This is a genomic window from Streptomyces tamarix (genome assembly GCF_032423885.1).
Lineage (GTDB): Bacteria > Actinomycetota > Actinomycetes > Streptomycetales > Streptomycetaceae > Streptomyces > Streptomyces tamarix.
The window spans coordinates 23,846-48,748 of record NZ_JAWCTQ010000028.1; the positions used below are offsets into that span (position 1 = coordinate 23,846).

At 73.4% G+C, this 24,903-nt stretch carries 22 protein-coding genes; 12 read left to right on the forward strand and 10 right to left on the reverse strand.

All coding sequences use genetic code 11. The features are described from left to right. Positions 1 to 84 precede the first annotated feature (84 nt). Together cobT and RND61_RS21075 are read right to left on the reverse strand one after the other, a co-directional pair. Positions 85 to 1,176 carry a nicotinate-nucleotide--dimethylbenzimidazole phosphoribosyltransferase gene (gene cobT, locus RND61_RS21070; protein WP_315879582.1) on the reverse strand — a complete coding sequence of 364 codons (1,092 nt, stop codon included), beginning with the start codon at positions 1,174 to 1,176 and terminating at the stop codon, positions 85 to 87. Positions 1,177 to 1,206: 30 nt separating this feature from the next. Continuing rightward, positions 1,207 to 2,406 (reverse strand): bifunctional adenosylcobinamide kinase/adenosylcobinamide-phosphate guanylyltransferase, encoded by a 1,200-nt coding sequence (locus tag RND61_RS21075; RefSeq protein WP_315879583.1) that lies wholly within the window; start codon positions 2,404 to 2,406, stop codon positions 1,207 to 1,209. 91 nt (positions 2,407 to 2,497) lie between these two features. Between RND61_RS21075 and RND61_RS21080 the strand changes: the two genes are divergently transcribed. Then, positions 2,498 to 2,704: a hypothetical protein gene (locus RND61_RS21080; protein ID WP_315879584.1), complete on the forward strand. Its 207-nt coding sequence runs from the start codon at positions 2,498 to 2,500 to the stop codon at positions 2,702 to 2,704. A gap of 43 nt (positions 2,705 to 2,747) precedes the next feature. Here the strand turns inward: RND61_RS21080 and RND61_RS21085 are convergent, their stop codons facing one another. From RND61_RS21085 to RND61_RS21100, 4 genes are all read right to left on the reverse strand, one after another. After that, positions 2,748 to 3,851, reverse strand: coding sequence for a S1C family serine protease (locus tag RND61_RS21085; RefSeq protein WP_315879585.1), 1,104 nt, complete (start codon positions 3,849 to 3,851; stop codon positions 2,748 to 2,750). Between the two features lie 102 nt (positions 3,852 to 3,953). Continuing rightward, complete coding sequence (locus RND61_RS21090; protein ID WP_391653835.1) at positions 3,954 to 5,741, reverse strand: ABC transporter ATP-binding protein; 1,788 nt, start codon at positions 5,739 to 5,741, stop codon at positions 3,954 to 3,956. Positions 5,742 to 5,837: 96 nt separating this feature from the next. After that, positions 5,838 to 6,572 (reverse strand): class I SAM-dependent methyltransferase, encoded by a 735-nt coding sequence (locus RND61_RS21095; protein WP_315879646.1) that lies wholly within the window; start codon positions 6,570 to 6,572, stop codon positions 5,838 to 5,840. Between the two features lie 59 nt (positions 6,573 to 6,631). Then, positions 6,632 to 7,228, reverse strand: coding sequence for a DUF3043 domain-containing protein (locus RND61_RS21100; protein WP_315879587.1), 597 nt, complete (start codon positions 7,226 to 7,228; stop codon positions 6,632 to 6,634). Positions 7,229 to 7,492: 264 nt separating this feature from the next. On the opposite strand from RND61_RS21100, the gene RND61_RS21105 reads away from it, so the two are divergent. From RND61_RS21105 to RND61_RS21125, 5 genes are all read left to right on the forward strand, one after another. After that, positions 7,493 to 8,293: a PspA/IM30 family protein gene (locus tag RND61_RS21105; RefSeq protein WP_315879588.1), complete on the forward strand. Its 801-nt coding sequence runs from the start codon at positions 7,493 to 7,495 to the stop codon at positions 8,291 to 8,293. 12 nt (positions 8,294 to 8,305) lie between these two features. Continuing rightward, a complete protein-coding gene (pspAA, locus tag RND61_RS21110; RefSeq protein ID WP_315879589.1) occupies positions 8,306 to 8,593 on the forward strand; it encodes a PspA-associated protein PspAA in 288 nt (95 codons plus the stop codon). A 181-nt stretch (positions 8,594 to 8,774) separates the two neighbouring features. Beyond that, positions 8,775 to 10,010 (forward strand): sensor histidine kinase, encoded by a 1,236-nt coding sequence (locus tag RND61_RS21115; protein WP_315879590.1) that lies wholly within the window; start codon positions 8,775 to 8,777, stop codon positions 10,008 to 10,010. Beyond that, on the forward strand, positions 10,007 to 10,714 hold the full coding sequence (locus tag RND61_RS21120) for a response regulator transcription factor (RefSeq protein WP_315879591.1): 708 nt from the start codon (positions 10,007 to 10,009) through the stop codon (positions 10,712 to 10,714). Before RND61_RS21115 ends, RND61_RS21120 begins: the two co-directional genes overlap by 4 nt. A gap of 146 nt (positions 10,715 to 10,860) precedes the next feature. After that, on the forward strand, positions 10,861 to 13,992 hold the full coding sequence (locus tag RND61_RS21125) for an efflux RND transporter permease subunit (RefSeq protein ID WP_315879592.1): 3,132 nt from the start codon (positions 10,861 to 10,863) through the stop codon (positions 13,990 to 13,992). Positions 13,993 to 14,071: 79 nt separating this feature from the next. On the opposite strand, the gene nadA is transcribed toward RND61_RS21125, so the two are convergent. Then, the gene (gene nadA / locus RND61_RS21130) at positions 14,072 to 15,250 is read right to left on the reverse strand and encodes a quinolinate synthase NadA (protein ID WP_315879593.1); all 1,179 of its coding nucleotides are present in this window, start codon (positions 15,248 to 15,250) and stop codon (positions 14,072 to 14,074) included. A gap of 244 nt (positions 15,251 to 15,494) precedes the next feature. Here nadA and RND61_RS21135 point away from each other — a divergent pair, with 244 nt between their 5' ends. Next, positions 15,495 to 15,851, forward strand: a complete 357-nt coding sequence (locus RND61_RS21135) for an iron-sulfur cluster assembly accessory protein (protein WP_315879594.1) — start codon at positions 15,495 to 15,497, stop codon at positions 15,849 to 15,851. A gap of 110 nt (positions 15,852 to 15,961) precedes the next feature. Here RND61_RS21135 and RND61_RS21140 read toward each other — a convergent pair whose 3' ends face one another. Beyond that, positions 15,962 to 17,380: a hypothetical protein gene (locus RND61_RS21140; RefSeq protein WP_315879595.1), complete on the reverse strand. Its 1,419-nt coding sequence runs from the start codon at positions 17,378 to 17,380 to the stop codon at positions 15,962 to 15,964. A gap of 106 nt (positions 17,381 to 17,486) precedes the next feature. Next, complete coding sequence (locus RND61_RS21145; protein WP_315879596.1) at positions 17,487 to 17,693, reverse strand: hypothetical protein; 207 nt, start codon at positions 17,691 to 17,693, stop codon at positions 17,487 to 17,489. 128 nt (positions 17,694 to 17,821) lie between these two features. Between RND61_RS21145 and RND61_RS21150 the strand changes: the two genes are divergently transcribed. Further along, positions 17,822 to 18,796: a carbohydrate kinase family protein gene (locus RND61_RS21150; RefSeq protein WP_315879597.1), complete on the forward strand. Its 975-nt coding sequence runs from the start codon at positions 17,822 to 17,824 to the stop codon at positions 18,794 to 18,796. Positions 18,797 to 18,805: 9 nt separating this feature from the next. On the opposite strand, the gene RND61_RS21155 is transcribed toward RND61_RS21150, so the two are convergent. Continuing rightward, positions 18,806 to 20,191 carry a cysteine desulfurase/sulfurtransferase TusA family protein gene (locus tag RND61_RS21155; protein WP_315879598.1) on the reverse strand — a complete coding sequence of 462 codons (1,386 nt, stop codon included), beginning with the start codon at positions 20,189 to 20,191 and terminating at the stop codon, positions 18,806 to 18,808. A 235-nt stretch (positions 20,192 to 20,426) separates the two neighbouring features. Between RND61_RS21155 and ctaC the strand changes: the two genes are divergently transcribed. The 4 genes from ctaC (at position 20,427) to RND61_RS21175 (ending at position 24,892) form a co-directional block, all read left to right on the forward strand. Then, positions 20,427 to 21,395, forward strand: coding sequence for an aa3-type cytochrome oxidase subunit II (gene ctaC / locus RND61_RS21160; protein WP_315879599.1), 969 nt, complete (start codon positions 20,427 to 20,429; stop codon positions 21,393 to 21,395). After that, positions 21,392 to 23,140, forward strand: coding sequence for an aa3-type cytochrome oxidase subunit I (gene ctaD, locus RND61_RS21165; protein WP_315879600.1), 1,749 nt, complete (start codon positions 21,392 to 21,394; stop codon positions 23,138 to 23,140). Before ctaC ends, ctaD begins: the two co-directional genes overlap by 4 nt. Beyond that, positions 23,137 to 23,535, forward strand: a complete 399-nt coding sequence (locus RND61_RS21170) for a cytochrome c oxidase subunit 4 (RefSeq protein ID WP_315879601.1) — start codon at positions 23,137 to 23,139, stop codon at positions 23,533 to 23,535. The genes ctaD and RND61_RS21170 overlap by 4 nt, the downstream gene beginning before the upstream one ends. A 109-nt stretch (positions 23,536 to 23,644) precedes the next feature. Beyond that, entirely contained in the window at positions 23,645 to 24,892 is a 1,248-nt protein-coding gene (locus RND61_RS21175) for a L,D-transpeptidase (protein ID WP_315879602.1), read from the forward strand. The last annotated feature ends 11 nt before the right edge of the window (positions 24,893 to 24,903 follow it).

The window sequence follows — 24,903 nt, forward strand, 5'->3', positions numbered from 1 at the left end:
GGAAACGTGGTCGAAGGGGGCGCCGCGTGCCACGCCGGACGCCGGTGCGGCCCCGCCCGCGGGGGAGGGGCCGCACCGGAGGCGTCAGTCCGAGCCGCCCTCCCCGCGCGCGTCCTCCGGTCCCGGCTGGTCGGGCCGTTCCGGCAGCTCCGCCGCGAGCGCCGCGGCGGCCTGGACGAGGGGCAGGGCGAGCAGCGCCCCGGTTCCTTCACCCACGGTGACGCCGTGGTCGAGCAGCGGGTTGAGCGCCATCCGGTCCAGTGCCTTCGCCTGCGCCGGCTCCCCGCTCGCCTGCCCCGCCAGCCACCAGTCGGGCGCCCGGAACGCGGCCCGCTGCCCGACCAGCGCGCACGCCGCCGACACGACGCCGTCCAGGATCACCGGCATCCGCCGCACGGCCGCCTGGAGCAGGAACCCGGTCGTCGCCGCGACGTCCGCGCCGCCCACCGTCGCCAGCAGCTCCAACTGGTCGCCCAGCACCGGCCGCGCCCGGCGCAGCGCGTCGCGGACCGCCGCGCACTTGCGCATCCACGCCAGGTCGTCGATGCCCGCGCCGCCGCGCCCGGTCACGACGGACGCGTCCGTCCCGCAGAGCGCGGCGATCAACGTGGCCGCCACCGTGGTCCCGCCGACGCTCAGGTCGCCCAGCACCACCAGGTCGGTGCCCGAGTCGGCCTCCTCGTCGGCGATCGCCATGCCGAGCCGCACCGCCCGCTCGGCCTCCTCCGCCGTGAGGGCGTCCTCGACGTCGATGCGCCCGCTGCCGCGCCGCACCCGGTGCCGTACGACCTCCTCCGGCAGCAGCCCCGGGTCGCAGTCCAGACCCGCGTCGACGATCCGCACCGGGACCCCGGCGCGCCGCGCCAGCACGGCCACCGGGCCGGACCCGTCCAGCACCGCCCGTACCAGCGCGTACGCCGTCCCCGCGGCGCGCCCCGACACGTCGAGCGCGGCCACGCCGTGGTCCCCGGCGAACAGCACGGCCTTCGGCCGCTCCACCGGCCGCACGGGCACGGCGCCCTGCGCGGCGGCCAGCCACTCGCCGAGCTCGTCCAGACGGCCGAGCGCGCCGGGCGGGACGGCCAGCCGCTCCCGGCGTTCCTCGGCGTCCCTGCGGATTCCGCTGTCCGGGCGCTCGATCAGTTCGGAGAAGTCGTCGAGATTCAGCCTGCTCATTCGCGGAACAGTACCGGGCCCGGGAGACGGTCAGCCGCGCAGTACGAGAACCTGCCCCGACACCGCGAGCAACACCTGCTCGCACTCGTCCGCGACGGCCGCGTTCAGCCGCCCCAGCTCGTCCCGGAAGCGCCGCCCGGCCGCCGTCGCCGGCACGACGCCGGAGCCCACCTCGTTGGTGACGGCGACGACCGTGCGGGACGTGGCGCGGACGGCGGCGACCAGTTCGTCGACCCGCTCCCGCAGCGCCTTCTCGCCCGTACGGGCCCACGTCTCGTCGTCCCAGGCGCCGACCCGGTCCATGGCGTCGGTCAGCCACAGCGACAGGCAGTCGACCAGCAGGGGAGGCCCGTCCGCCGCCAGCAGTCCGGCCACCTCGCAGGTCTCCTCGGTGCGCCAGGAACCGGGCCGCCGCTCCCGGTGCGCGCCCACCCTGGCCGCCCACTCCGCGTCGCCGTCCCGGCCGCCGCCCGTCGCCACGTACACCACGTCCGGGTACGCCTCCAGGCGCCGCTCCGCCTCCAGGGACTTCCCCGACCGGGCGCCCCCGGTGACCAGCGTGCGGCGGGGCGGCGACGGGACCTCCCGGTACGCGCCGACCGTGAGCGTCGTCCCGTCCGGTACGGCCCGGGCGCCGGCCGCGGCGAGCCGCCGGTCCAGCTCCGGGCCGGGCGGCACGTCGTGGTCCAGGTGCACGGCCAGCACGTCGGTGTCCCGGCCCACCGCGCCGGCCGCCCGCAGCCGGGCCAGCGCGTCCGGCCGCCCGGTCACGTCGGCGGCGAGCAGGTCGTACGGGCGCCGCGGCGCGGCCGGCCCGGCGGGGGCGCAGCCCGGCGGCAGGTACAGCAGCCGCGCCCCCTCCGGGGACGTCACCTCGTACCCGGTGCCGGGCGCGTCCATCGGCACGGCCCGGACGCGGTGCCCGCTGATCAGCGCCAGCTCCCGCCCGTCCGGGACGCGGCCCGCGGACGGCAGCCCGGCGGGGAGCTCCACGGGCGGGCCGTCGTGCGGGTGCGTCAGCAGCACCTGCCGCACGCCCGTGAGCGTGTGCCCCGCGCGGGCGGCGGCCAGGGCGGCGCCCGGGGTGAGGTCGAGCAGCAGCACGCCGTCCACGAGCAGCGAGGTCGCGGAGCGCGCGTACGGGCCGCGGGCGGTGGCGCACGCGGCGCAGGGGCAGCCGGGGCGGGGGAGGCCGGTCGGGGCCCCGGTGCCGAGCAGAGTCAGTTCCACGTACCCGATCCTCCCGCGGGCCCCGCGCGGCTGCGCGCCCGGCTACGCTGCGGGCAGGAACCAGCACAGGTGCAGGACGCGGGAGGCGCGCATGGCGTGGACGTGGCGGTTCGAGAAGTCCGACGGCACGGAGGTGGAGCCGGCGGTGACGCCGGAGGAGTTCACCACGCAGGGGGACGCGGAGTCCTGGATCGGCGAGACGTGGCGCGACCTGCTGGAGGGCGGCGCGGACCAGGTGACGCTCTTCGAGGACGGCACCAGGATCTACGGCCCCATGCCGTTGAACGCCGAGTCCTGACCCTGCCGGCGGGCCCGCGGCGTCCCGCGGCGGGCCCGCCGCGTCACATCTCGCCCAGGGTCACCCGCGCCGTCCGCGCGCGCCCCTCGCGCACGTACCGCACGGCCACCTTCTGCCCCGGCTTCAGCGAGGCCAGCGCCTCCAGCAGCGACGTGATCGTCGTGATCTCCGTATCCTCCACCCGGGTGATGGTGTCCCCCACCCGCAGCCCCGCCCCCTGCGCCGCCCCGCCCTCCAGGACGCGCTCCACCGCGACCCCCGCCGGGCGGTACTCGTCGTCGAGGACCGTGCGCCCGGAGATCCCCAGCGCCGCCCGCCCGGAGTCCCGCACGCTCCCGAACTTCACGATCTGGTCCGCGACCGTCCGCACCATCGACACGGGGATGGCGAAGCCGATCCCGGGCGCCGAGCCCCCGCCGCCCTCGGGGTCGACCGCCGCGAGGGTCGGGATGCCGACGACCTCGCTGTTCAGGTTGACCAGCGCGCCCCCGCTGTTGCCGGGGTTGATCGGCGCGGAGGTCTGCACCATGTTGCCGATCGTCGCGCCCGTCCCCCCGCCGGACTGGCCCTCGCTGACCGTGCGGCCGATCGCGGAGACGATGCCCTGGGTGACGCTGCCGGACAGCCCCAGCGGCGACCCCATGGCGAGGACGATCTGCCCGACCTCCACCTTCGCCGAGTCGCCGAACCGGGCCGGGCGCACCCCCGCGGGCGGGGGGCCGTCCAGTTTGACGACGGCGAGGTCCTGGTCCGGGTAGCTGGAGATGAGCCGCGCCGCCAGGGGCTGCTCCTGCGTGGCGACCGTGACGCGGAAGCTGCGGGCGGACCCGACGACGTGGGCGTTGGTCACGATGTGGCCCTCGTCGTCGTAGACGACCCCCGAGCCCAGGCTCTCGCCCGCCTCGATGGTGACGACCGACGGCAGCACGTTCTTGATCACGGCCTGGTACTCGCTCTGCAGGTCGCCCGCCTGCCGCTGCGCCGGCGCCTGCGTCCGCGCCTGCGCCGTGCCCGTCACGCGCGGGCCGGCCGCCGCGGGCCCGGCGGGCGGCAGGCCGGTGGTGCAGCCGCCCAGCAGGGCGACCGCGCTCACTCCGGCGACGAGGGGCAACGACAGCGCGCGCACACGCGGCAGCAGGAGGTCCATGTCCGGAGTATCCCTTTCATCCCTCCGTCCCTGCCCGTGCAGCGCACCCGATCAGGGGGCGGAACGGTGCCCCCGCTGCCCCCGGCCCCGTTTCGTTCCCCGCTACCCCCGCGTGGCCAGGAACTGCGTCGCCGCCAGCTCCGCGTACAGCGGATCGCCGGCCACCAGCTCCGCGTGCGTGCCCACCGCCCGGACCCGTCCCGCGTCCATCACCACGATCCGGTCCGCCAGCGTCACCGTCGACAGCCGGTGCGCCACCACCAGGACGGTCACCTCCCGCGCCACCTCCGCGACGACGTCCCGCAGCGCCATCTCGTTGACCGCGTCCAGCTGCGACGTCGCCTCGTCGAGCAGCAGCAGCCGGGGCCTGCGCAGCAGCGCCCGGGCGACGGCGACGCGCTGGCGCTCCCCGCCGGACAGCTTCGAGCCGCGGTGCCCGACGACGGTGTCCAGCCCGTCCGGCAGCCGCTCCACGAGCGCGTCCAGCCGCGTCCGCACGAGCACCTCCCGGACCTCCTCCTCCGTCGCGCCGGGCGCGGCGAACACGAGGTTCTCGCGGAGCGTCCCCGCCAGGACCGGCGCGTCCTGCTCGACGTACCCGATGGCGCCCCGCAGCGCGGCGACCGGCCAGTCCCGCACGTCCCGGCCGTCGACGAGGACCCGTCCGCCAGTCGCCTCGTAGAACCGCTCGACGAGCCCAAACACGGTCGTCTTGCCCGCGCCGGACGGCCCGACGAACGCGGTCATGCCGGGCCCGGGCACCTCGAACGACACCCCGTGGTGCACGTACGGCAGGTCGTCCCGGTACCGGAAGGCGACGTCCTCGAAGACGACCGACGCCGGCCCGCCCCCGCCCGCCGCGACGGTCCCGGCCCCCTGCTCCGGGTCCTCGGCGGCCAGCCGCTCCGCCTCCTCGATCCGGGCGATCGCCGCCGACCCCACCTGGTACTGCGTCACCGCCTCGACCAACTGCGACACCGGCTCGATCAGGTAGAAGAGGTACAGCAGGAACGCGATCAGCTCGGCGACGGTGATCGCCCCCGACGCGACCCGCGCCCCGCCGATGCCCAGCACGGCCAGGAACGACACCTGCACCGCGAGCCCCACCGACGACCCGGCGAGCGCCTGCCACCCCGCGGCCCTCACCCCGTGCCGCCACGCGTCGTGCGCCGCCTCCTCCACGACCGCCGTCTCCCGCGCCTCGGCGCCCGACGCCTTCACCGTGCGGAACGCCCCGAACGCCCGCTCCAGGCGGCTGGATATCTCCCCGACCGCCGCCTGCGACCGCCGCGTCGCCTCCGCGATCCTCGGCATGGCCAGCGCGAACGCCCCGCCGATCAGCACGATCACGCCGAGCGTCACGCCGAGCAGCACGGCGTCCATCATCAGCATCATCACGAGCGTGGCGAGGAACCCGAGCCCGCCGGTCGCCGCCGAGACGACCGACCGCGTCGTCACCGCCCGCAGCAGCGTCGTGTCCGAGGTGATCCGCGCCATCAGGTCACCGGGCTGGGTCCGCTCCACCTCCACCAGCCGCAGCCGCAGCAGCCGCCCGATGAGGGAGTGGCGGGCGGCCAGCACCACCGACTCGGCGGTGCGCTCCAGGACGTACGAGCCGACCGCCGAGACCGCCGTCCCGGCGACCACCAGCGCGGTCAGGCCGAGCAGGACGCCCGTGATCGGCTCGTCCCGGCCGAGCCGGTCCACCAGGGTCTTCGCGGCGAGCGGCTGCGCCAGCCCGGTCACGGTGCCGACCAGCGCCAGCAGCGCGCCGAGGGCGACGGCCGCGCGGTGCGGCCGGAAGTGCCGGTACAGCGCCCGCCACGTCTCGCGGGCGGGCAGGCGGGGCGTCACGGCCCCGGGGTCGATTGCGCCTTCACCAGTACTCACACCGACGAGGACGCGGAAGTCCCGCGCGCACCTGCCTGCCGGGCGCGACGGATTCCGCCCGGCCGGGCGCGGAGCCGGCCACGGGTCCGGGCGGGGTCAGCCGCGGACGCCGCACAGGTGCAGCAGCGCCGCCACCGCGCGGTACGGGTCGGTGCGGCCCGCCCGGTCCTCGGCGGCCAACAGCCGCTCCAGCTCCTGCGCCGCGGGCAGGCCCTCGTCCGTGGGCACCGCGTCGGTGAAGACCCGCACGCCGTACCACGCCTGCAGCGGCGCCGCGATCCCGGCGAGCGTGGCCGTCAGCGTCTCCAGCCGGTCGGCGCGCGTCGGCACCCCGAAGTCGCTCACGCAGGTGTCCGAGTCGAACGCGGCCAGGGCGGCCGACCAGTCCCCGGCCAGCCCCGGCCGCATGGCCAGCGCGTCCGCGTTCCGTACGACCAGGGACAGCAGACCGCCGGGCGCCAGCATCCGGGCCAGCCCGGCCAGCATGGCGTCGGGCTCGTCCACGTACATCAGGACGCCGTGGCACAGCACGACATCGAAGCTGCCCGGCAGGAAGTGCACGCCGGTCTCCCGGCCGTCGCCCTGGATCAGCCGGAACCGCTCGCGGATGCCGGCCGGCTCGGTCGCCAGCGCCTCACGGGCGACCCTCAACATCTCGGGGTCGGACTCCAGGCCGGTCACCGTGTGCCCGGCCCGGGCCAGCCGCAGCGCCTGCGTGCCCTGGCCCATGCCGACGTCGAGTATGCGCAGCCGCTGACCCACCGGGTAGCGGGCGCCTATCTGCTCGTCCAGTTGGCGCGCGACGAGCTCCTGGCGGACGGTGTCGCGCAGTCCGCCGAGCCCGTCCAGCCATTCCGCCGCCGCGCCCCCGCTTCCGGAGACCGTGGTGCTCAGGGCCGCTCTCCCCGTTTGACCTGCGGCTTCGGCAGCCGCAGCCGGCGCATCTGGAGCGAGCGCATCAGGGCGTACGCGACGGCGCCGCGCTTCGGCTCGTTCGGGAAGCGCTGCTTGAGCTGCTTCTTCAGGCGGAACGCCAACCCGATCGAGTCGAGGATGATCAGCACGATCACGCCCAGCCACAGCAGCGTGGCGATCGTCTGCATCTGGCCGATCTGGATCACCGACAGGACCAGGATCACCAGCGCCAGCGGCAGGAACATCTCGGCGACGAAGAACCGCGAGTCGACGAAGTCCCGCACGAAGCGGCGGACCGGCCCGCGGTCGCGGGCGGGCAGGAAGCGCTCGTCGCCCGAGGCCAGCGCCTCGCGCTGGCGGGCCAGGTCTGCGCGGCGGGCCTCGCGCTGGCGGCGCATCGCCTCCTTGCGGTCGAGCGTCGGCGTCACCGCGCGGCGGCGCTGGGTCTGGGCCTCGCTCCGCTTCGGGGTGGGGCGGCCCTTGGGGGCCTGCGGGTCGCGGGGCTGCTTGGAGAGGTCCGCCGTCACCTTGCCGGTGGGGGCCTTCTCATCCTTCGAACGGCTACGGAACACAAATCCCAAGGGTACGGGGTGCCGCGCATGGACCCCACCCCGGTGGGGAACGATCCGGCAACGGCCCGCGTCCCGCGGCCGGCTCCCCGGGGCGGACGCCCCGGCGGCCATCTACTCCCTGGGCCGGAGACGGGCCGTCAGCAGTCGTCCTTGGGGAGGAGCGCATCGGCGCCCGAACAGTGCGGTAATGGAGACAGGGCCCGTACTGTGGGTTCTGTCGGAGTGCTGCAGCCGAAGTCGGTCAGAAGGGGGCGCGCGAAGCCCATGAGCGGTGTGATGAAGCGTATGGGGATGATCTTCCGCGCGAAGGCGAACAAGGCCCTGGACCGGGCCGAGGACCCGCGCGAGACCCTCGATTACTCGTACCAGAAGCAGCTGGAGCTGCTCCAGAAGGTCCGCCGCGGCGTGGCGGACGTGGCCACCTCCCGCAAGCGCCTCGAACTCCAGCTGAACCAGCTGCAGAACCAGTCCGCCAAGCTGGAGGACCAGGGCCGCAAGGCGCTGGCGCTCGGCCGCGAGGACCTCGCCCGCGAGGCGCTGTCCCGGCGCGCGGCGCTGCAGCAGCAGGTGACCGACCTGGAGACGCAGCACCAGACCCTCCAGGGCGAGGAGGAGAAGCTGACGCTCGCCGCGCAGCGGCTCCAGGCCAAGGTCGACGCCTTCCGCACGAAGAAGGAGACCATCAAGGCCACGTACACGGCGGCGCAGGCCCAGACCCGCATCGCCGAGTCCTTCTCCGGCATTTCGGAGGAGATGAGCGACGTGGGCGTCGCCATCCAGCGCGCCGAGGACAAGACCGCGCAGCTCCAGGCCCGCGCCGGCGCCATCGACGAGCTCCTCGCCTCCGGCGCCCTCGACGACCAGTCCGGCCTCGCGAAGGACGACATCCAGGCCGAGCTGGACCGCCTGTCGGGCGGAACGGACGTGGAGCTGGAGCTCCAGCGCATGAAGGCCGAGCTGGCGGGCGGCACGGCCGCGCAGCAGGCGATCGAGGGCGGCGACGCCACGCCGCAGGCCCAGGAACAGGACCGGCAGGCGTCGCGGCCGAGGTTCGACAAGCAGTAAGGACGGCGCGTCATGATCGTGAGGATCATGGGGGAGGGCCAGGTGAGGCTGGCCGAGGGCCACTTCGCCGAACTGGACGGGCTCGACGACGAGCTGCTCGCCGAGATGGAGACCGGTGACGGCGCCGGTTTCCGCCGGACCCTGCACGCCCTCCTGGAGCGCGTCCGCGAGCTGGGCGACCCGCTCCCGGACGACTCCCTGGAGCCCTCCGACCTCATCCTCCCGTCCCCGGACGCCACCCTGGAGGACGTGCGCTCCCTCCTCTCCGACTCCGACGAGGGCCTGATCCCCCCGCTGTAGCGCTGCTGTAGCGCTCGCCCCCGGCCGCAGCCCCGGTGGCCGGCGGCCCCGGGCCGGCACCCGACCCGGCGCCTGACCTGGCACCCGCCCGGCGCCCGGCCCGGTGCCGGGCGCCGGGCGGGCCGTCCGGGCGCCGCTCCGCCGGGCCGGCCGGGCAGCCGGGCGGGGCTACCCTCTCGGTGTGCCGGCACAAGGAAACGCCTTCACCCGCTGCCGCGACCGGCTGCGCGCGCACCCCCTCGCCTTCGACGCCCTCCTGGCCGCGGCCGTCCTCGGGGCCATGGTCCTGGGGTCCTTCGTCGACCCGCACGGCGACGGCACGGGCCCCACCTTCGGCACCCGCGCCCCCCGCCCCACCGGCGTCCTGCTGATGGCCGTCGGCGCCGCCGCCCTCGTGGCGAGGCGCCGCGCGCCCCTGCGGGCCCTCGCGGCCACCGGCGCGGCCACGGTCGTGGAGTTCGTCGCCGGCGACCCGCCCGCACCGGTCTCGATGAGCGCCGTCGTCGCCCTGTACACCGTCGCCTCCCGCACCGACCGCCCCACCACCTGGCGCGTGGGCCTGGCGACGATGACGGTCCTGACGGCCGCCGCCATGTTCTTCGGCTCCTCCCCCTGGTACGCCCAGCAGAACCTGGGCGTCTTCGCCTGGACGGGCATGGCCGCCGCCGCGGGCGACGCGGTCCGCAGCCGCCGCGCGTTCGTCGACGCCATCCGGGAGCGCGCCGAGCGCGCCGAGCGCACCCGGGAGGAGGAGGCCCGCCGCCGCGTCGCCGAGGAGCGCCTGCGCATCGCCCGCGACCTCCACGACGTGGTCGCCCACCACATCGCCCTCGTCAACGTCCAGGCCGGTGTCGCCGCGCACGTCATGGACCGCCGCCCCGACCAGGCCAAGGAGGCCCTGGCGCACGTGCGGGAGGCCAGCCGTTCCGCGCTGGACGAGCTGCGCGCCACGGTCGGCCTGCTCCGCCAGTCCGGCGACCCGGAGGCCCCCACCGAACCCGCGCCGGGCCTGGCCGTCCTCGACGACCTGCTGGACACGTTCCGCCACGCCGGTCTCCCCGTGCGGCTGGCCCGCACCGACCACGGCACGCACCTGCCCGCGGCCGTCGACCTCGCCGCGTACCGGATCATCCAGGAGGCGCTCACCAACGTCCGCAAGCACGCCGGCGCGTCCGCCACCGCGGAGGTGAGCGTCCTGCGCGTCGGCCGGACCATCGAGGTCACCGTCCTCGACGACGGCGACGGGCCCGCCCCCGCGCCGGCGGGCACGGCCGGCGGGCACGGCCTGGTCGGCATGCGCGAGCGGGCCGCCGCCCTCGGCGGCGCCCTCACCACGGGCCCCCGCTACGGGGGCGGCTTCCGCGTGCAGGCGATACTGCCCCTCACCACTCGCTCTGGGGAGGACCGGGCCACATGACGACGACCGAACCGATCAAGGTGTTGCTCGCCGACGACCAGGCCCTGCTCCGCAGCGCGTTCCGGGTGCTGGTCGAGTCGGAGCCGGACATGCGGGTCGTCGGGGAGGCGTCGGACGGCGCCGAGGCGGTCGCCCTGACCCGCTCGGCCTCGCCGGACGTGGTCCTGATGGACATCCGCATGCCCGGTACGGACGGCCTCGCCGCCACCCGCGAGATCACCGCCGATCCGGCCCTCGGCCACGTCCACGTGGTGATGCTGACGACGTTCGAGGTCGACGAGTACGTCGTGCAGTCGCTGCGCGCCGGCGCCTGCGGCTTCCTCGGCAAGGGCGCCGAACCGGACGAGCTGCTGAGCGCCATCCGGGTCGCCGCCGCCGGGGACGCCCTGCTGTCGCCCGCCGCCACCAAGGGCCTGATCGCCACGTTCCTCGCCCAGAGCGGGAACGGCGGCTCCGGGCCGCGCCCCGGCGGCCCCGGCGCGCACGCCGAGCGGCTCGCCGGGCTGACGGGCCGTGAGCGGGAGGTCCTCGTCCACGTCGCCGCCGGGCTCTCCAACGACGAGATCGCCGAGCGCCTGCGGGTCAGCCCGCTCACCGTCAAGACCCATGTGAACCGGGCCATGGCGAAGCTCGGCGCCCGCGACCGCGCCCAGCTCGTCGTCATCGCGTACGAGTCGGGGCTGGTACGCCCGAGGGTGGACTGAGGCACCGCCCCGCGTACTCCGTACGCGGTACGCGCCGCGCCAGGAATGGACCTGGGGGCGAGAAAACGCCCGCCTCCGATGGCGGAAGGTGTGGGGGACCGGACCACCACGCCGAGCCACACCGCGGAAGAGAGACCCAAGACGCCATGTCCTGGCTGTCCAGATTCAGCCTCGCCCAACGGGCCCTGACAGGCCTGATGTCGATCATCGCGATCGTCTTCGGCACGATCGCGATACCCCAGCTCAAGCAGCAGCTCCTGCCGTCCATCGAACTCCCCATGGTCTCGGTCATCGCGCCGTACCAGGGGGCCTCGCCCGACGTGGTCGAGAAGCAGGTCGTCGAGCCCGTCGAGAACGCCCTCGACGCCGTCGACGGCATCAAGGGCGTCACCTCCACGGCCAGCGAGGGCAACGCCCTGATCATGGCCACCTTCGACTACGGCGACGAGTCCACCAAGCAGCTCGTCGCCGACGTCCAGCAGGCCGTCAACCGCGCCCGCGCCCTGCTGCCGGAGGGGGTCGACCCGCAGGTGGTCGCCGGTTCGACGGACGACATCCCGACCGTCGTCCTCGCCGCCTCGTCCACCGGCAAGGACCAGCAGGCCCTCGCCGACCTGCTGGAGCGGACCGTCGTCCCCGCCCTGGAAGACATCGACGGGGTCGGCCAGGTCTCCGTCAGCGGCGTCCAGGACGTCCAGGTCTCCGTCACGCCCGACGACCGGAAGCTCGCCGCGGCCGGCCTGGCGGTCCCGCAGCTCGCGGACGCGCTCAGGGCGGGCGGCGCGACCGTCCCCGCGGGCTCGTTCGCGGAAGGGGGCAAGAGCCGCACCGTGCAGGTCGGCGGCGGCTTCACCTCGCTGGAGCAGATCGAGGAGCTCCGCATCCCGCCGGCCGCCCCGGGCAAGGGCAAGGCGGTCCGCCTCGGCGACGTCGCCACCGTCGAGCAGGAGGAGTCCGCCCGGACCTCCCTGACCCGGACCAACGGCAGGCCGAGCCTCGCCGTGATGGCGACCATGGACCAGGACGGCAGCGCCGTCGCCATCTCCGAGGCCGTCGAGGAGAAGCTGCCGGAGCTGCGGCGCGACCTGGGCGCGGGCGCCGAGCTGACCGTCGTCTCCGACCAGGGCCCGGCCGTCGCCAAGTCGATCTCGGGCCTCACCACGGAGGGCGCGCTCGGCCTGGTCTTCGCGGTCCTCGTCATCCTGGTGTTCCTGGCGTCGATCCGGTCGACGCTGGTGACGGCGGTGTCCATCCCGCTGTCCGTCGTCCTCGCGCTGCTCGTGCTGTGGAGCCGCGACCTGTCGCTGAACATGCTGACGCTGGGCGCGCTGACCATCGCCATCGGCCGGGTCGTCGACGACTCGATCGTCGTCCTGGAGAACATCAAGCGGCACCTGGGGTACGGCGAGGAGCGGCAGGCGGCGATCCTCACGGCCGTGCGCGAGGTGGCGGGCGCCGTCACGTCGTCGACGCTCACCACCGTCGCCGTGTTCCTGCCGATCGGCCTGGTCGGCGGCATGGTGGGCGAGCTGTTCGGATCGTTCTCGCTGACCGTCACGGCGGCCCTGCTGGCGTCGCTGCTCGTGTCGCTGACCGTGGTGCCGGTCCTGTCGTACTGGTTCCTGCGCGCCCCCAAGGGCACGTCGGAGGACCCGGAGGAGGCGCGCCGCGCCGCCGAGGAGAAGGAGGCCCGCAGCCGCCTCCAGCGGATGTACGTGCCGGTGCTGCGGTTCGCGACGCGCCGCCGCCTCACCAGCCTGGCCATCGCGGTCGTCGTCCTGCTCGGCACGTTCGGCATGGCGCCGCTGCTGAAGACGAACTTCTTCGACCAGGGCGAGCAGGCCGTGCTGTCGGTGAAGCAGAAGCTGCCGCCGGGCACCAGCCTGGACGCGATGGACGCGGCGGCGAAGAAGGTCGAGAAGGTCCTGGCGTCGGCCGACGGGGTCGAGGACTACCAGGTGACGGTCGGCTCGTCCGGCTTCATGGCCGCGTTCGGCGGCGGCACGGGCGCCAACCAGGCGTCGTACCAGGTGAAGCTGGCGGAGTCGGCGTCGTCCGAGGAGGTCCGCGACCGGATCGACGAGGAGTTGGGCCGGCTCGACGGCATCGGCGACACGACCATCGCCGCCGGCGACGGCTTCGCCAACCAGGACCTGAGCGTCGTCGTCAAGGCGTCCGACGCGAAGACCCTGCGCGAGGCGTCCGAGGCGGTACGGGCGGAGGTGGCGGAGCTGGACGACGTCACCGACGTCCAGAGCGACCTGGCGCAGTCGGTGCCGCGGATCTCGGTCCGGGCCACCGCGAAGGCGGCGGACGCCGGGTTCGGCGACGCGGCGCTCGGCATGGCCGTCGCCCAGGCGGTCCGCGGCACCCCGGCCGGCAAGGCGGTCCTGAACGACACCGAGCGGGACGTGGTGATCACGTCGGCCGACCCGGCCCGTACGCTCGCCGAGCTGCGGCGGCTTCCGCTCGGCCCGGTCAAGCTGGGCGACATCGCCGACGTACGGCTGGTTCCCGGGCCGGTCTCGATGACCCGGATCGACGGCTCGCGGGCCGCGACGATCACGGCGAAGCCGACCGGCGACAACACGGGCGCGGTGAGCGCCGAACTCCAGACGAAGATCAACGCCCTGGATCTGCCGGACGGCGCGACCGCGTCCATCGGCGGCGTCTCGGAGGACCAGGAGGAGGCGTTCGCCAACCTGGGCCTGGCCATGCTCGCGGCCATCGCGATCGTCTTCCTGCTGCTGGTGGCGACGTTCCGCAGCCTGGTCCAGCCGCTGATCCTGCTGGTCTCCGTCCCGTTCGCGGCGACGGGCGCGATCGGCCTGCTGATCGTCACGGGCACGGCGATGGGCGTCCCGGCGATGATCGGCCTGCTGATGCTGATCGGCATCGTGGTGACGAACGCGATCGTGCTGATCGACCTGATCAACCAGTACCGGGCGCAGGGCCTCGGCGTGGTCGAGGCGGTCGTCGAGGGCGGTCGCCACCGCCTCCGCCCGATCCTGATGACGGCACTGGCCACGATCTGCGCCCTGGTCCCGATGGCCCTCGGCATCACGGGCGAGGGCGGCTTCATCGCCCAGCCCCTGGCGGTCGTGGTGATCGGCGGCCTGATCACCTCGACGCTCCTGACGCTGCTCCTGGTGCCCACGCTGTACGCGATGGTGGAGCTCCGCAAGGAGCGCCGGGCCGCCCGGCGCGCGGCGAAGAAGGCGGACGGGGCCGGGGCCCCGCCCGGGGCCGCCGAACCGGAGACGGCCGGCACCAGGTAGGCCCCCGCACGAGTGGCACGTACGAGAGGGGCGCCCCCCGCACCGGGGGGCGCCCCTCAGACGTGTGCGCGCCGCGCGGTCACGGGAGCGCCAGCATCCGCTCCAGCGCCAGCTTGGCGAAGCTCTCCGTCTCGCGGTCGACCTGGATCCGGTTGACCAGGTTGCCCTCGGCGAGCGACTCCAGCGCCCACACCAGGTGCGGCAGGTCGATCCGGTTCATGGTGGAGCAGAAGCAGACGGTCCGGTCGAGGAAGACGATCTCCTTGCCCTCGTCCGCGAACCGGTTCGCGAGCCGCCGCACCAGGTTCAGCTCCGTGCCGATGGCCCACTTCGACCCGGCGGGCGCCGCCTCCAGGGTCTTGATGATGTACTCGGTCGACCCCACGTGGTCGGCGGCGGCGACGACCTCGTGCCGGCACTCCGGGTGCACCAGCACGTTGACACCGGGGATGCGCTCGCGGACCTCGTTGACCGAGTCCAGCGAGAACCGGCCGTGCACGGAGCAGTGGCCGCGCCACAGGATCATCTTCGCGTCGCGCAGCTCCTCGGCGGTCAGCCCGCCGTTCGGCTTGTGCGGGTTGTAGACGACGCAGTCGTCGAGGGACATGCCCAGGTCGCGGACGGCGGTGTTGCGGCCCAGGTGCTGGTCGGGCAGGAAGAGGACCTTCTCGCCCTGCTCGAAGGCCCAGTTCAGGGCGCGCTCGGCGTTGGACGAGGTGCAGATCGTGCCGCCGTGCTTGCCGGTGAACGCCTTGATGTCGGCGGAGGAGTTCATGTACGAGACCGGCACGGTCACGTCCGCGACGCCCGCCTCCGTCAGCACGTCCCAGCACTCGGCGACCTGCTCGGCGGTGGCCATGTCGGCCATGGAGCAGCCCGCGGCCAGGTCCGGCAGGACGACCTTCTGGTCGTCGCCGGTCAGGATGTCCGCCGACTCGGCCATGAAGTGCACGCCGCAGAAGACGATGTACTCCGCCTCGGGCCGGGCGGCCGCGTCACGGGCGAGCTTGAAGGAGTCGCCCGTGACGTCCGCGAACTGGATGACCTCGTCACGCTGGTAGTGGTGGCCGAGGACGAAGACCTTGTCCCCGAGCTTCGCCTTGGCGGCGCGGGCGCGTTCCACCAGGTCCGGGTCGGACGGCGAGGGGAGGTCGCCGGGGCACTCGACGCCCCGCTCGCTCTTGGGGTCGGCCTCGCGGCCGAGCAGCAGCAGGGCGAGCGGCGTCGGCTGGACATCCAGGGGCTGGGCGGTGGTCACGTCACGCACCCTTTCTACTGAGCCTTTTCGTCTAATTGACGCTATCTATCATAACCGGTTCACGTCACGTTGACGATGTCCATAGTGTCGATGTGACGAATTCGCTCTCCACGGCTCGGCGCTTGCGCGCGCGGCGGTGTGCGAGCATGAAGGAGAAGGACCGGGCGCGGCCCGGAATGAATCGGCGACCCCGCCGGTTGGAACCGTCGGCAAGCAGTCTCCGAACAACCCGGGAGAGAAGCAGATGTCCGTATCGGACGAGAAGACCACTGTCAGTGACGGCATCATCCTCACGGACGCCGCCGCGGCCAAGGTCAAGGCCCTGCTCGACCAGGAAGGCCGCGACGACCTGGCGCTCCGCGTCGCCGTTCAGCCGGGTGGCTGCTCCGGCCTGCGCTACCAGCTCTTCTTCGACGAGCGCTCGCTCGACGGTGACGTCGTCAAGGACTTCGGCGGCGTCAAGGTCGTCACCGACCGCATGAGCGCCCCGTACCTCGGTGGCGCCTCCATCGACTTCGTCGACACGATCGAGAAGCAGGGCTTCACGATCGACAACCCGAACGCCACGGGCTCCTGCGCCTGCGGCGACTCCTTCAGCTGACCCGTCGGCGAGTTCCTCGCCCGTGACGCGGGCGGCGGCCCCCGGACCTCCCGGTCCGGGGGCCGCCGCGTCACCGCGTCACCGCGTCACCGCGTCACCGCGTCACCGCGTCACCGCGTCGCGCCCTTCTGTCGGGGTAGCGGCTTGCCGGTCACGGCGCTCACCACGGCACGGTCACCGACCGGTTCCTCCAGGACGACCGTCGCGCTCACCGACAGCGCGATCGAAGGGCACGCCCCCGCCCCGTCCGGGATCTCGAACAGCCGCAGCCGCACCTGCGTGGCGGTCTCCTCCACCCGCACCAGGTACGAACTGCACGCCCCGCCGCCGAAGGACAGCCGCAGCCGCCGGTCCTGCGGCGCGTACGGCTCGACGTACGGCTCCGACCACATCGCCTCAGGCTTCTCCGGCTTCGGGAACAACCGCTCCAGCGGCACCGCCGGATAGTCGAACCGGTGGGGCTTTCCGTCCCGCTCCCCCTCGAACAGCCAGGACGGGGCCAGCGTCTCCCCGGTCTTCCCCGTCACCCCCGACAGCCCGAGCGTGACCGTGCGGATGGTGGTCACGGACTCCTTCGGTGACTTGGGGAGGTCCGTCCTCGGCTCGCACGGCCCGCTCGGGTCCGCCCCGGCCCGCTCCTTCGCCGCCCCGGTCCCGTCCAGCGGGGCGGGCGTCGCGCAGTCGCCCGTGCCGCCCCTCGGCCACATCGCCCGGACGGTCTCGTTCAGCTCCCCAAGCGCCTGCTCGGCGCTGATCACCGGGTACGTCCCCCCTCGTACGAACGCGGCCAGCCGCCCCTCCGCGTAGGTCACGCCCTCGCCGTCGTCCACGGTGAAGACCGTCTCCCAGTCCCGGGTCGGCAGCCCGCCGACCCGGGGAGCGGCGGTCACCAGGCGGTCCGCCCCGCTGGTGGCCAAGGTCACGTCGGCGTCCGCGAGGCCGAGCGCCTTCATCAGGGGTGCGGCGGCCCGCCGCGCCTCCTCGTCGCTCACCGGCCTGTCGGTCGGGTCGGCCTTGCACCGCTTGCCGCGGGGGCAGTTGTCGGTGAGCGGTCCCTGCGCCTCGTACCGCCACTCGCCCCCCTCGTACACGTCGAGCGAGTGCCCCAGCCCCTCGCTGTGCCGGGGGCCGACACGCCATCCGACGGGGCCCTTCACCGGCGTGCCGGGGACGTTCAGCGCCTTCGCCAGCCGGGCCACGTCCGCCTCCGTGACCTTCACCCGCATCCGGTAGGCGTGCGCCGTCTCCGGCGCCTTCGGCAGCGTGCCCACCAGGCGGTACGGGTCGTCGCCGCCCGGGTCCGGCTCGCCCGGCGCGACGCCCGGGGACGTGCCGCCGGGGGAGGGCGACAGGGCGGGCCCTGCGCCGCGTCCCTCCGCCGGGGCCGCGGCCGTGCCGCCGCCCGACCGGTCCACCGCCAGGTACGTTCCGCCCCCCGCCGCCAGCACCGCCGCCGCCACCAGGGCGACGGCGAACGGCCGCCGCCTGCGGCCGGGGCCCGTGTCCGTGCTGTTCTCCGTCTCGCTCACCGCAACGCTCCTTCGTCGGTCCACGTCATCACTCGCACCCCCGCCTGACGGGAGACACGGGTGGGACGGAGCGGACGGGCGAGCGGTTCCGTACGCCGTGCGGGCGTCAGGCGCCGTACTCGGCGGTGGCGGCGACCAGCCGGACGGACGCGGGCTCCACCACCACCCCGTGGATCAGCGACGGCGGTACGGGCGCGGGCGCGGCGTCCGCCGGGGCCGGCCAGTGCGGCGCCATCCGCGCGCAGTCCCCGCGCAACTCCGCCAGGGTGAACTCGGGCTCCGGCCGCTCACGCGACGTGATGTGGTTCGCCATACCGGCACCGTACGCACGCCGGCCCCGACCGAGAAGACCTACTATCGGGTAGTTTCTCCTCTTCGCGGTCGCCCCGTGACCCGGTAGCGTGAACTGTCCATGCTGTCTCCCCGCAGGAGCATCCCGCCGTGCGCATCGCAGTCACCGGCTCCATCGCCACCGACCACCTCATGACCTTCCCCGGCCGATTCGCCGACCAGTTCGTCGCCGATCAGCTGCACACGGTCTCCCTCTCCTTCCTCGTCGACAACCTCGACGTCCGCAGGGGAGGCGTCGGCGCGAACATCTGCTTCGGCATGGGGCAGCTGGGCACCCGCCCGATCCTCGTCGGCGCCGCCGGCTCCGACTTCGACGAGTACCGCGCCTGGCTCGACCGGCACGGCGTGGACACCGAATCCGTGCGGATCTCCGAGGTCCTCCACACGGCCCGCTTCGTCTGCACCACCGACGCCGACCACAACCAGATCGGCTCGTTCTACACGGGCGCCATGAGCGAGGCCCGGCTCATCGAGCTCAAGGCCGTCGCCGACCGCGTCGGCGGCCTCGACCTGGTCCTCGTCGGCGCCGACGACCCCGAGGCGATGCTCCGCCACACCGAGGAGTGCCGGACGCGCGGCATCCCCTTCGCCGCCGACTTCTCCCAGCAGATCGCCCGCATGGACGGCGAGGAGATCCGCACCCTCCTCGACGGCGCCACCTACCTCTTCTCCAACGAGTACGAGAAGGGCCTGATCGAGGCCAAGACCGGCTGGAGCGACGAGGAGATCCTCGGCCGCGTCGGCCACCGCGTCACCACCCTCGGCGCCCGCGGCGTGCGCGTCGAGCGCGCCGGCGAGCCCGCCTTCGAGGTCGGCTGCCCCGAGGAGGAGGCCAAGGTCGACCCGACCGGCGTCGGCGACGCCTTCCGTGCCGGTTTCCTCTCCGGCCTGTCCTGGGGCGTCGGCCTGGAGCGCGCCGCCCAGGTCGGCTGCATGCTGGCCACCCTGGTCATCGAGACCCTCGGCACGCAGGAGTACACCCTGCGCCGCGCCCACTTCATGGAGCGCTTCACCAAGGCGTACGGCGACGAGGCCGCCGCCGAGGTCCAGGCCCACCTCGGGTAGCCGGGCGCCTCACGCGAGCCGGCGGACCACGTGGGCCGAACCCCCGTCCGCCGGCTCCTCGCCCACGTACTCCTGGCCCCGCATCCCGCACCACGCCGGGATGTCCAGCCGCGCCGCCGCGTCGTCCGCGAGCACCCGCACCGTCCCGCCGACCGGCACGCGGCCGATCGCCTTCGCCAGCTCGATGACCGGCAGCGGACACCGCTTCCCCAGCGCGTCCACGACCAGTTCGCCGCCCCCGCCGGCCGTCCCCGCGGCCCCGGCCGCCGGCGCCCCGAGCCGCTCCCGCACCCCCGCCACCACCCCCGGCAGCACCTCCAGGAACCGCTCCACGTCCGCCTCCGCCACCCCCGTCGGCAGCGAGACGCGGACGTTCCCCTCCGACAGCACCCCCATCGCGCGCAGGACGTGGCTGGGCGTCAGCGTCGAACTCGTACACGACGAACCGGACGAAACCGAGAAACCGGACCGGTCCAGCTCGTGCAGCAGCGCCTCCCCGTCCACGTACAGGCAGGAGAACGTCACCAGGTGGGGCAGTCGCCGCACCGGGTCGCCCACCACCTCCACCTCCGGCACCGACTCCGCCACCCGCGCCCGGATCCGCTCCACCAGCTCCCTCAGCCGCTCCGCCTCCGCCGCCGCCTCGGCCCGCACGGCCCGCAGCGACGCCGCCGCCGCCACGATCGCCGGGAGGTTCGGGAACCCGGCCGACCGCCCCGACTCCCGCTCGTCCGCCGGCCCCTGCGGCGCGAACCGCACCCCCTTGCGCACCGCCAGCAGCCCGACCCCCGCCGGACCGCCCCACTTGTGGGCGCTCGCCGCCAGCAGCGACCAGTCCCCCTCCACCGGACCCCACGCCAGTGACTGCGCCGCGTCCACCAGCAGCGGCACCCCCGCCGCCCGGCACGCCTCCGCCGCCCGCGTCACCGGCTGCACCGTCCCCACCTCGTGGTTGGCGGACTGCAGGCACGCCAGCGCCGTGTCGTCGCGCAGCGCCCCCGCGTACGCCTCCGGGGCCACCGCCCCGGACCGCTCCACCGGCACCCGCGTCACCGCCCCGCCCGCCGCCTCGTGCGCGTCCGCCGCGTGCAGCACCGACGAGTGCTCCACCGTCGACACCACCAGGTGCCGGCCCGCCCGGCGCCGTCCCGCGAGGGCGCCGGCGATGCCCGAGTGGACCGCGTGCGTCCCCGAAGGAGTGAACGTCAGCTCGTCCGGCCGGCACCCCACCGCCTCCGCCGCCGCCTCCCGCGCGGCGTCCAGCAGCAGGCGGGCGCGCCTCCCCTCCCGGTACAGGCGCGCGGGATCGGCCCACCCCTCGTCGAGGGACGCCTGGAGCGCCTGACGGGCGACGGGGTGGAGGGGAGCGGAGGAAGCGACGTCGAAGTAGGCCACGTGGCAACGCTAACTCCGCACCCCCACCGGACCGGGTGACGGGCCCGCGACCTGCGCCCCCAACCCGAAAGAGGGGCCCGGCGGCGCGTTGGGCACCCTCCCCGCGCGACCCCGGATAGCGTCCAGTAGGGTTTGGTCCGCATAAACATCCAAACCCCTGCCCGCGTCAGGGCGGCGACCGACCAGCGAGACGGCCGCAGCCGAGCCGCGGGCGAGACTCTCGGGAAGGCGCTACGTGAGTCCCAACGGCTCCGACCGCTCGTCGCGGCGCCCGATGCGGCGGAAGCTGCCGCAGGTGCTGACTGCGGGCCTGATCCTGGCTACCGCCTCCGGTTGCTCGTACAACTGGGAGGACTTCCCTCGCCTCGGTATGCCCACCCCGGTGACGGAGGAGGCCCCGCGGATCCTCTCCCTCTGGCAGGGCTCGTGGGCGGCAGCGCTCGCCACGGGCGTGCTCGTGTGGGGCCTGATCCTGTGGAGCGTCATCTTCCACCGGCGCAGCCGCACCAAGGTCGAGGTTCCTCCGCAGACCCGGTACAACATGCCCATCGAGGCGCTGTACACGGTGACCCCGCTCATCATCGTCTCGGTGCTCTTCTACTTCACCGCGCGTGACGAGTCCAAGCTCCTCGCCCTCTCCGACAAGCCGGCCCACACGATCAACGTGGTCGGCTATCAGTGGAGCTGGGGCTTCAACTACATCGAGAACGTGGACGGCGACGCCACCACGGGCGCCGAGCCCTCCCCGGAGCTCGGTGCCATTCCGGACAAGTGGCAGAAGCAGTTCCCCGCCGGTGCCGAGGGCGTCCACGACGTCGGCGTCCCGGGGACGCGGAACCCGCAGACCGGCAACCCGGGCCCGACGCTGTGGCTGCCGAAGGGGGAGAAGGTCCGGTTCGTCCTGACCTCCCGCGACGTCATCCACTCCTTCTGGGTGGTCCCCTTCCTGATGAAGCAGGACGTCATCCCGGGCCACACCAACGCCTTCGAGGTGACCCCCACCCGGGAGGGCACCTTCCTGGGCAAGTGCGCCGAACTGTGCGGCGTCGACCACTCCCGGATGCTCTTCAACGTCAAGGTCGTCTCCCCGGAGCGCTACCAGCAGCACCTCAAGGAGCTGGCCGAGAAGGGGCAGACCGGCTACATCCCGTCGGGCATTGAGCAGACGGACCCGGCCAGGAATGCGGAGAAGAACCAACTGTGAGCATCCTCAACGAACCTCAGGGTGCCGCCACGGCAGCTGACGGCTCGAAGGAGCCGTACCAGAACGAGCTGCCCGTCCGGCGCAAGCAGCCCGGCAACCGCGTCGTGAAGTGGCTGACCACCACCGACCACAAGACGATCGGCACGCTCTACCTGGTCACCTCGTTCGTCTTCTTCTGCATCGGCGGTCTGCTGGCGCTGTTCATGCGCGCCGAACTGGCCCGCCCCGGCACGCAGATCATGTCGAACGAGCAGTTCAACCAGGCGTTCACGATGCACGGCACGATCATGCTGCTGATGTTCGCGACGCCGCTGTTCGCCGGATTCGCGAACTGGATCATGCCGCTGCAGATCGGCGCGCCCGACGTGGCGTTCCCGCGGCTGAACATGTTCGCCTACTGGCTCTACCTGTTCGGCTCGATCATCGCCGTGGCCGGCTTCCTCACCCCGCAGGGTGCCGCCGACTTCGGCTGGTTCGCCTACACCCCGCTGTCGGACGCCGTCCGCTCGCCGGGGGTCGGCGCCGACATGTGGATCATGGGCCTGGCCTTCTCCGGCTTCGGCACGATCCTCGGCTCGGTCAACTTCATCACCACCATCATCTGCATGCGCGCCCCCGGCATGACGATGTTCCGCATGCCGATCTTCACCTGGAACGTGCTGCTGACCGGTGTCCTGGTCCTGCTCGCCTTCCCGGTCCTGGCCGCGGCGCTCTTCGCGCTGGAGGCCGACCGCAAGTTCGGCGCGCACATCTTCGACTCGGCCAACGGCGGTGCCCTGCTCTGGCAGCACCTCTTCTGGTTCTTCGGCCATCCAGAGGTGTACATCATCGCGCTGCCGTTCTTCGGCATCGTCTCCGAGATCGTCCCGGTCTTCAGCCGCAAGCCGATGTTCGGTTACATCGGCCTCGTGGCCGCGACCATCGCGATCGCCGGCCTGTCCGTGACGGTGTGGGCGCACCACATGTACGTCACCGGCGGTGTGCTGCTGCCGTTCTTCTCCTTCATGACCTTCCTGATCGCGGTCCCGACCGGTGTGAAGTTCTTCAACTGGATCGGCACCATGTGGAAGGGCTCGCTGTCCTTCGAGACCCCGATGCTCTGGACGATCGGCTTCCTGGTCACCTTCACCTTCGGTGGCCTGACCGGTGTGATCCTGGCGTCGCCGCCGATGGACTTCCACGTCTCCGACTCGTACTTCGTCGTCGCGCACTTCCACTACGTCGTCTTCGGCACCGTGGTGTTCGCGATGTTCGCCGGATTCCACTTCTGGTGGCCGAAGTTCACCGGGAAGATGCTGGACGAGCGCCTCGGCAAGATCACCTTCTGGACGCTGTTCATCGGCTTCCACGGCACGTTCCTCGTCCAGCACTGGCTGGGCGCCGAGGGCATGCCCCGCCGCTACGCGGACTACCTGGCCGCGGACGGCTTCACCGCGCTGAACACGATCTCCACGATCAGCTCGTTCCTGCTCGGCATGTCGATCCTGCCGTTCTTCTACAACGTCTGGAAGACCGCCAAGTACGGCAAGAAGATCGAGGTCGACGACCCGTGGGGCTACGGCCGGTCGCTGGAGTGGGCCACGTCCTGCCCGCCGCCGCGCCACAACTTCCTCACGCTGCCGCGCATTCGCTCCGAATCCCCGGCGTTCGACCTGCACCACCCTGAGATCGCCGCGATCGACCAGCTCGAGAACCAGGGCCGCGAGCACACCGCGCTGGTCGGCGGCAAGGAGGCCGGCAAGTGAAGATCCAGGGCAAGATGTTCATCTGGCTGAGCTTCTTCATCCTGGCCATGGCCGTCCTGTACGGCCTGTGGTCGAAGGAGCCGGTCGGCACCACCGCGCTGTTCATGGCCTTCGGCCTGGCGATCATGGTCGGCTACTACCTGGCCTTCACTGCCCGGCGCGTGGACGCCATGGCGCAGGACGACAAGGAGGCCGACGTCGCGGACGAGGCCGGTGAGCTCGGCTTCTTCTCGCCGCACAGCTGGCAGCCGCTCTCCCTGGCCATCGGTGGCGCGTTCGCCTTCCTCGGCGTCGCCCTCGACTGGTGGCTGATGTTCTTCTCCCTGCCGATCATCCTGATCGGCATCTGGGGCTGGGTCTTCGAGTACTACCGGGGCGAGAACCAGAACCAGTAGTCACCCGTAGGGGTGAAGGGACCCGGCGGCCTCCGGGAAGAGGCCGCCGGGTCCCTCTTTTGCACCCATCCGGAGTGCCGCCCCCGACCGCCGTTCCTACGGTGTGGCTATGAGCCACACGCCGAGCCTCCGCATCGCCCTCAGCTGCTCCCTGCTGGCCGTCACCGCGGTCGCCGGCGTGGCCGGCTGCGGAGGACCGGACGGCCACCCGCTCTCCGCGCGGCCCTACGACGCCACCCGGCAGGTGGCCCTCGCCGGCTTCGCCGAGGACCGCGAGGTCCCCCTCGGCAAGCCCCTCACCGTCACCGCCACGGACGACGACGCCCGGATCACGGACGTCACCGCCGTCGACGGGGTCGGGCGCCGCCTGGCGGGCGAGCTCTCCGCCGACGGCACCAGTTGGCGCTCCACCCGCCCGCTCGCCGCAGACGCCCACTACACCGTCAGGGTCGCCACGGAGGACGACGACGGGGCCCCGGGCGTCCGTACGCTGACGTTCCGGACGGCGCGGGCCAAGAAGCTCCTGAAGGTGGATTTCGGGCCGGAGGCGGGCAAGTACGGCGTCGGACAGCCCCTCACGGCGACCCTGAGCGCCCCCGTCACCTCCCAGGAGGGCCGCGCGGCCGTCGAGCGCGCCCTGGTGGTCCGCTCCACCCCCGCCGTCGTCGGCGCCTGGCACTGGGTCGACGCCAAGAAGCTCCACTTCCGGCCCAAGGAGTACTGGCCCGCCGGCGCCTCCGTCACCCTGACGAGCCGCCTCGCCGGCGCCCCCGTCGCCCACGGCCTCTACGGCACGGCGACCGCCCCGCTCCGCATCGACATCGGCGACCGCGTCGAGGCCGTCGCCGACGCGTCCACCCACCACATGGTCGTCAAGCGCAACGGCGAAGTGATCAACACCATTCCGGTGACGACCGGCAAGCCCGGCTTCGCCACGCGCAACGGCGTCAAGGTGGTGCTGGAGAAGCAGCCGTTCGTCCGGATGCGCAGCACCACGGTCGGCATCGCGGCGGACAGCAGCGAGGCGTACGACCTGCCCGTCCACTACGCGACCCGCGTCACCTGGAGCGGCGAGTACGTCCACGCCGCGCCCTGGTCGGTCGGTTCGCAGGGGTACGCCAACGTCAGCCACGGCTGCGTCGGGATGTCCACCGGCAACGCCGCCTGGTTCTTCGAGAACATCCGGCGCGGCGACATCGTCGAGGTCGTCAACAGCCAGGGCGAGGAGATGACCCCGTTCGGCAACGGCTTCGGCGACTGGAACCTGCCCTGGGACCAGTGGCGCCGGGGCAGCGCCGTCCACGCCGAGGCCCGCGAGGGCACCGCCCCCGCCCGGCTGCGGCCCCAGCCGCTGTAGCCGGGGCCCCG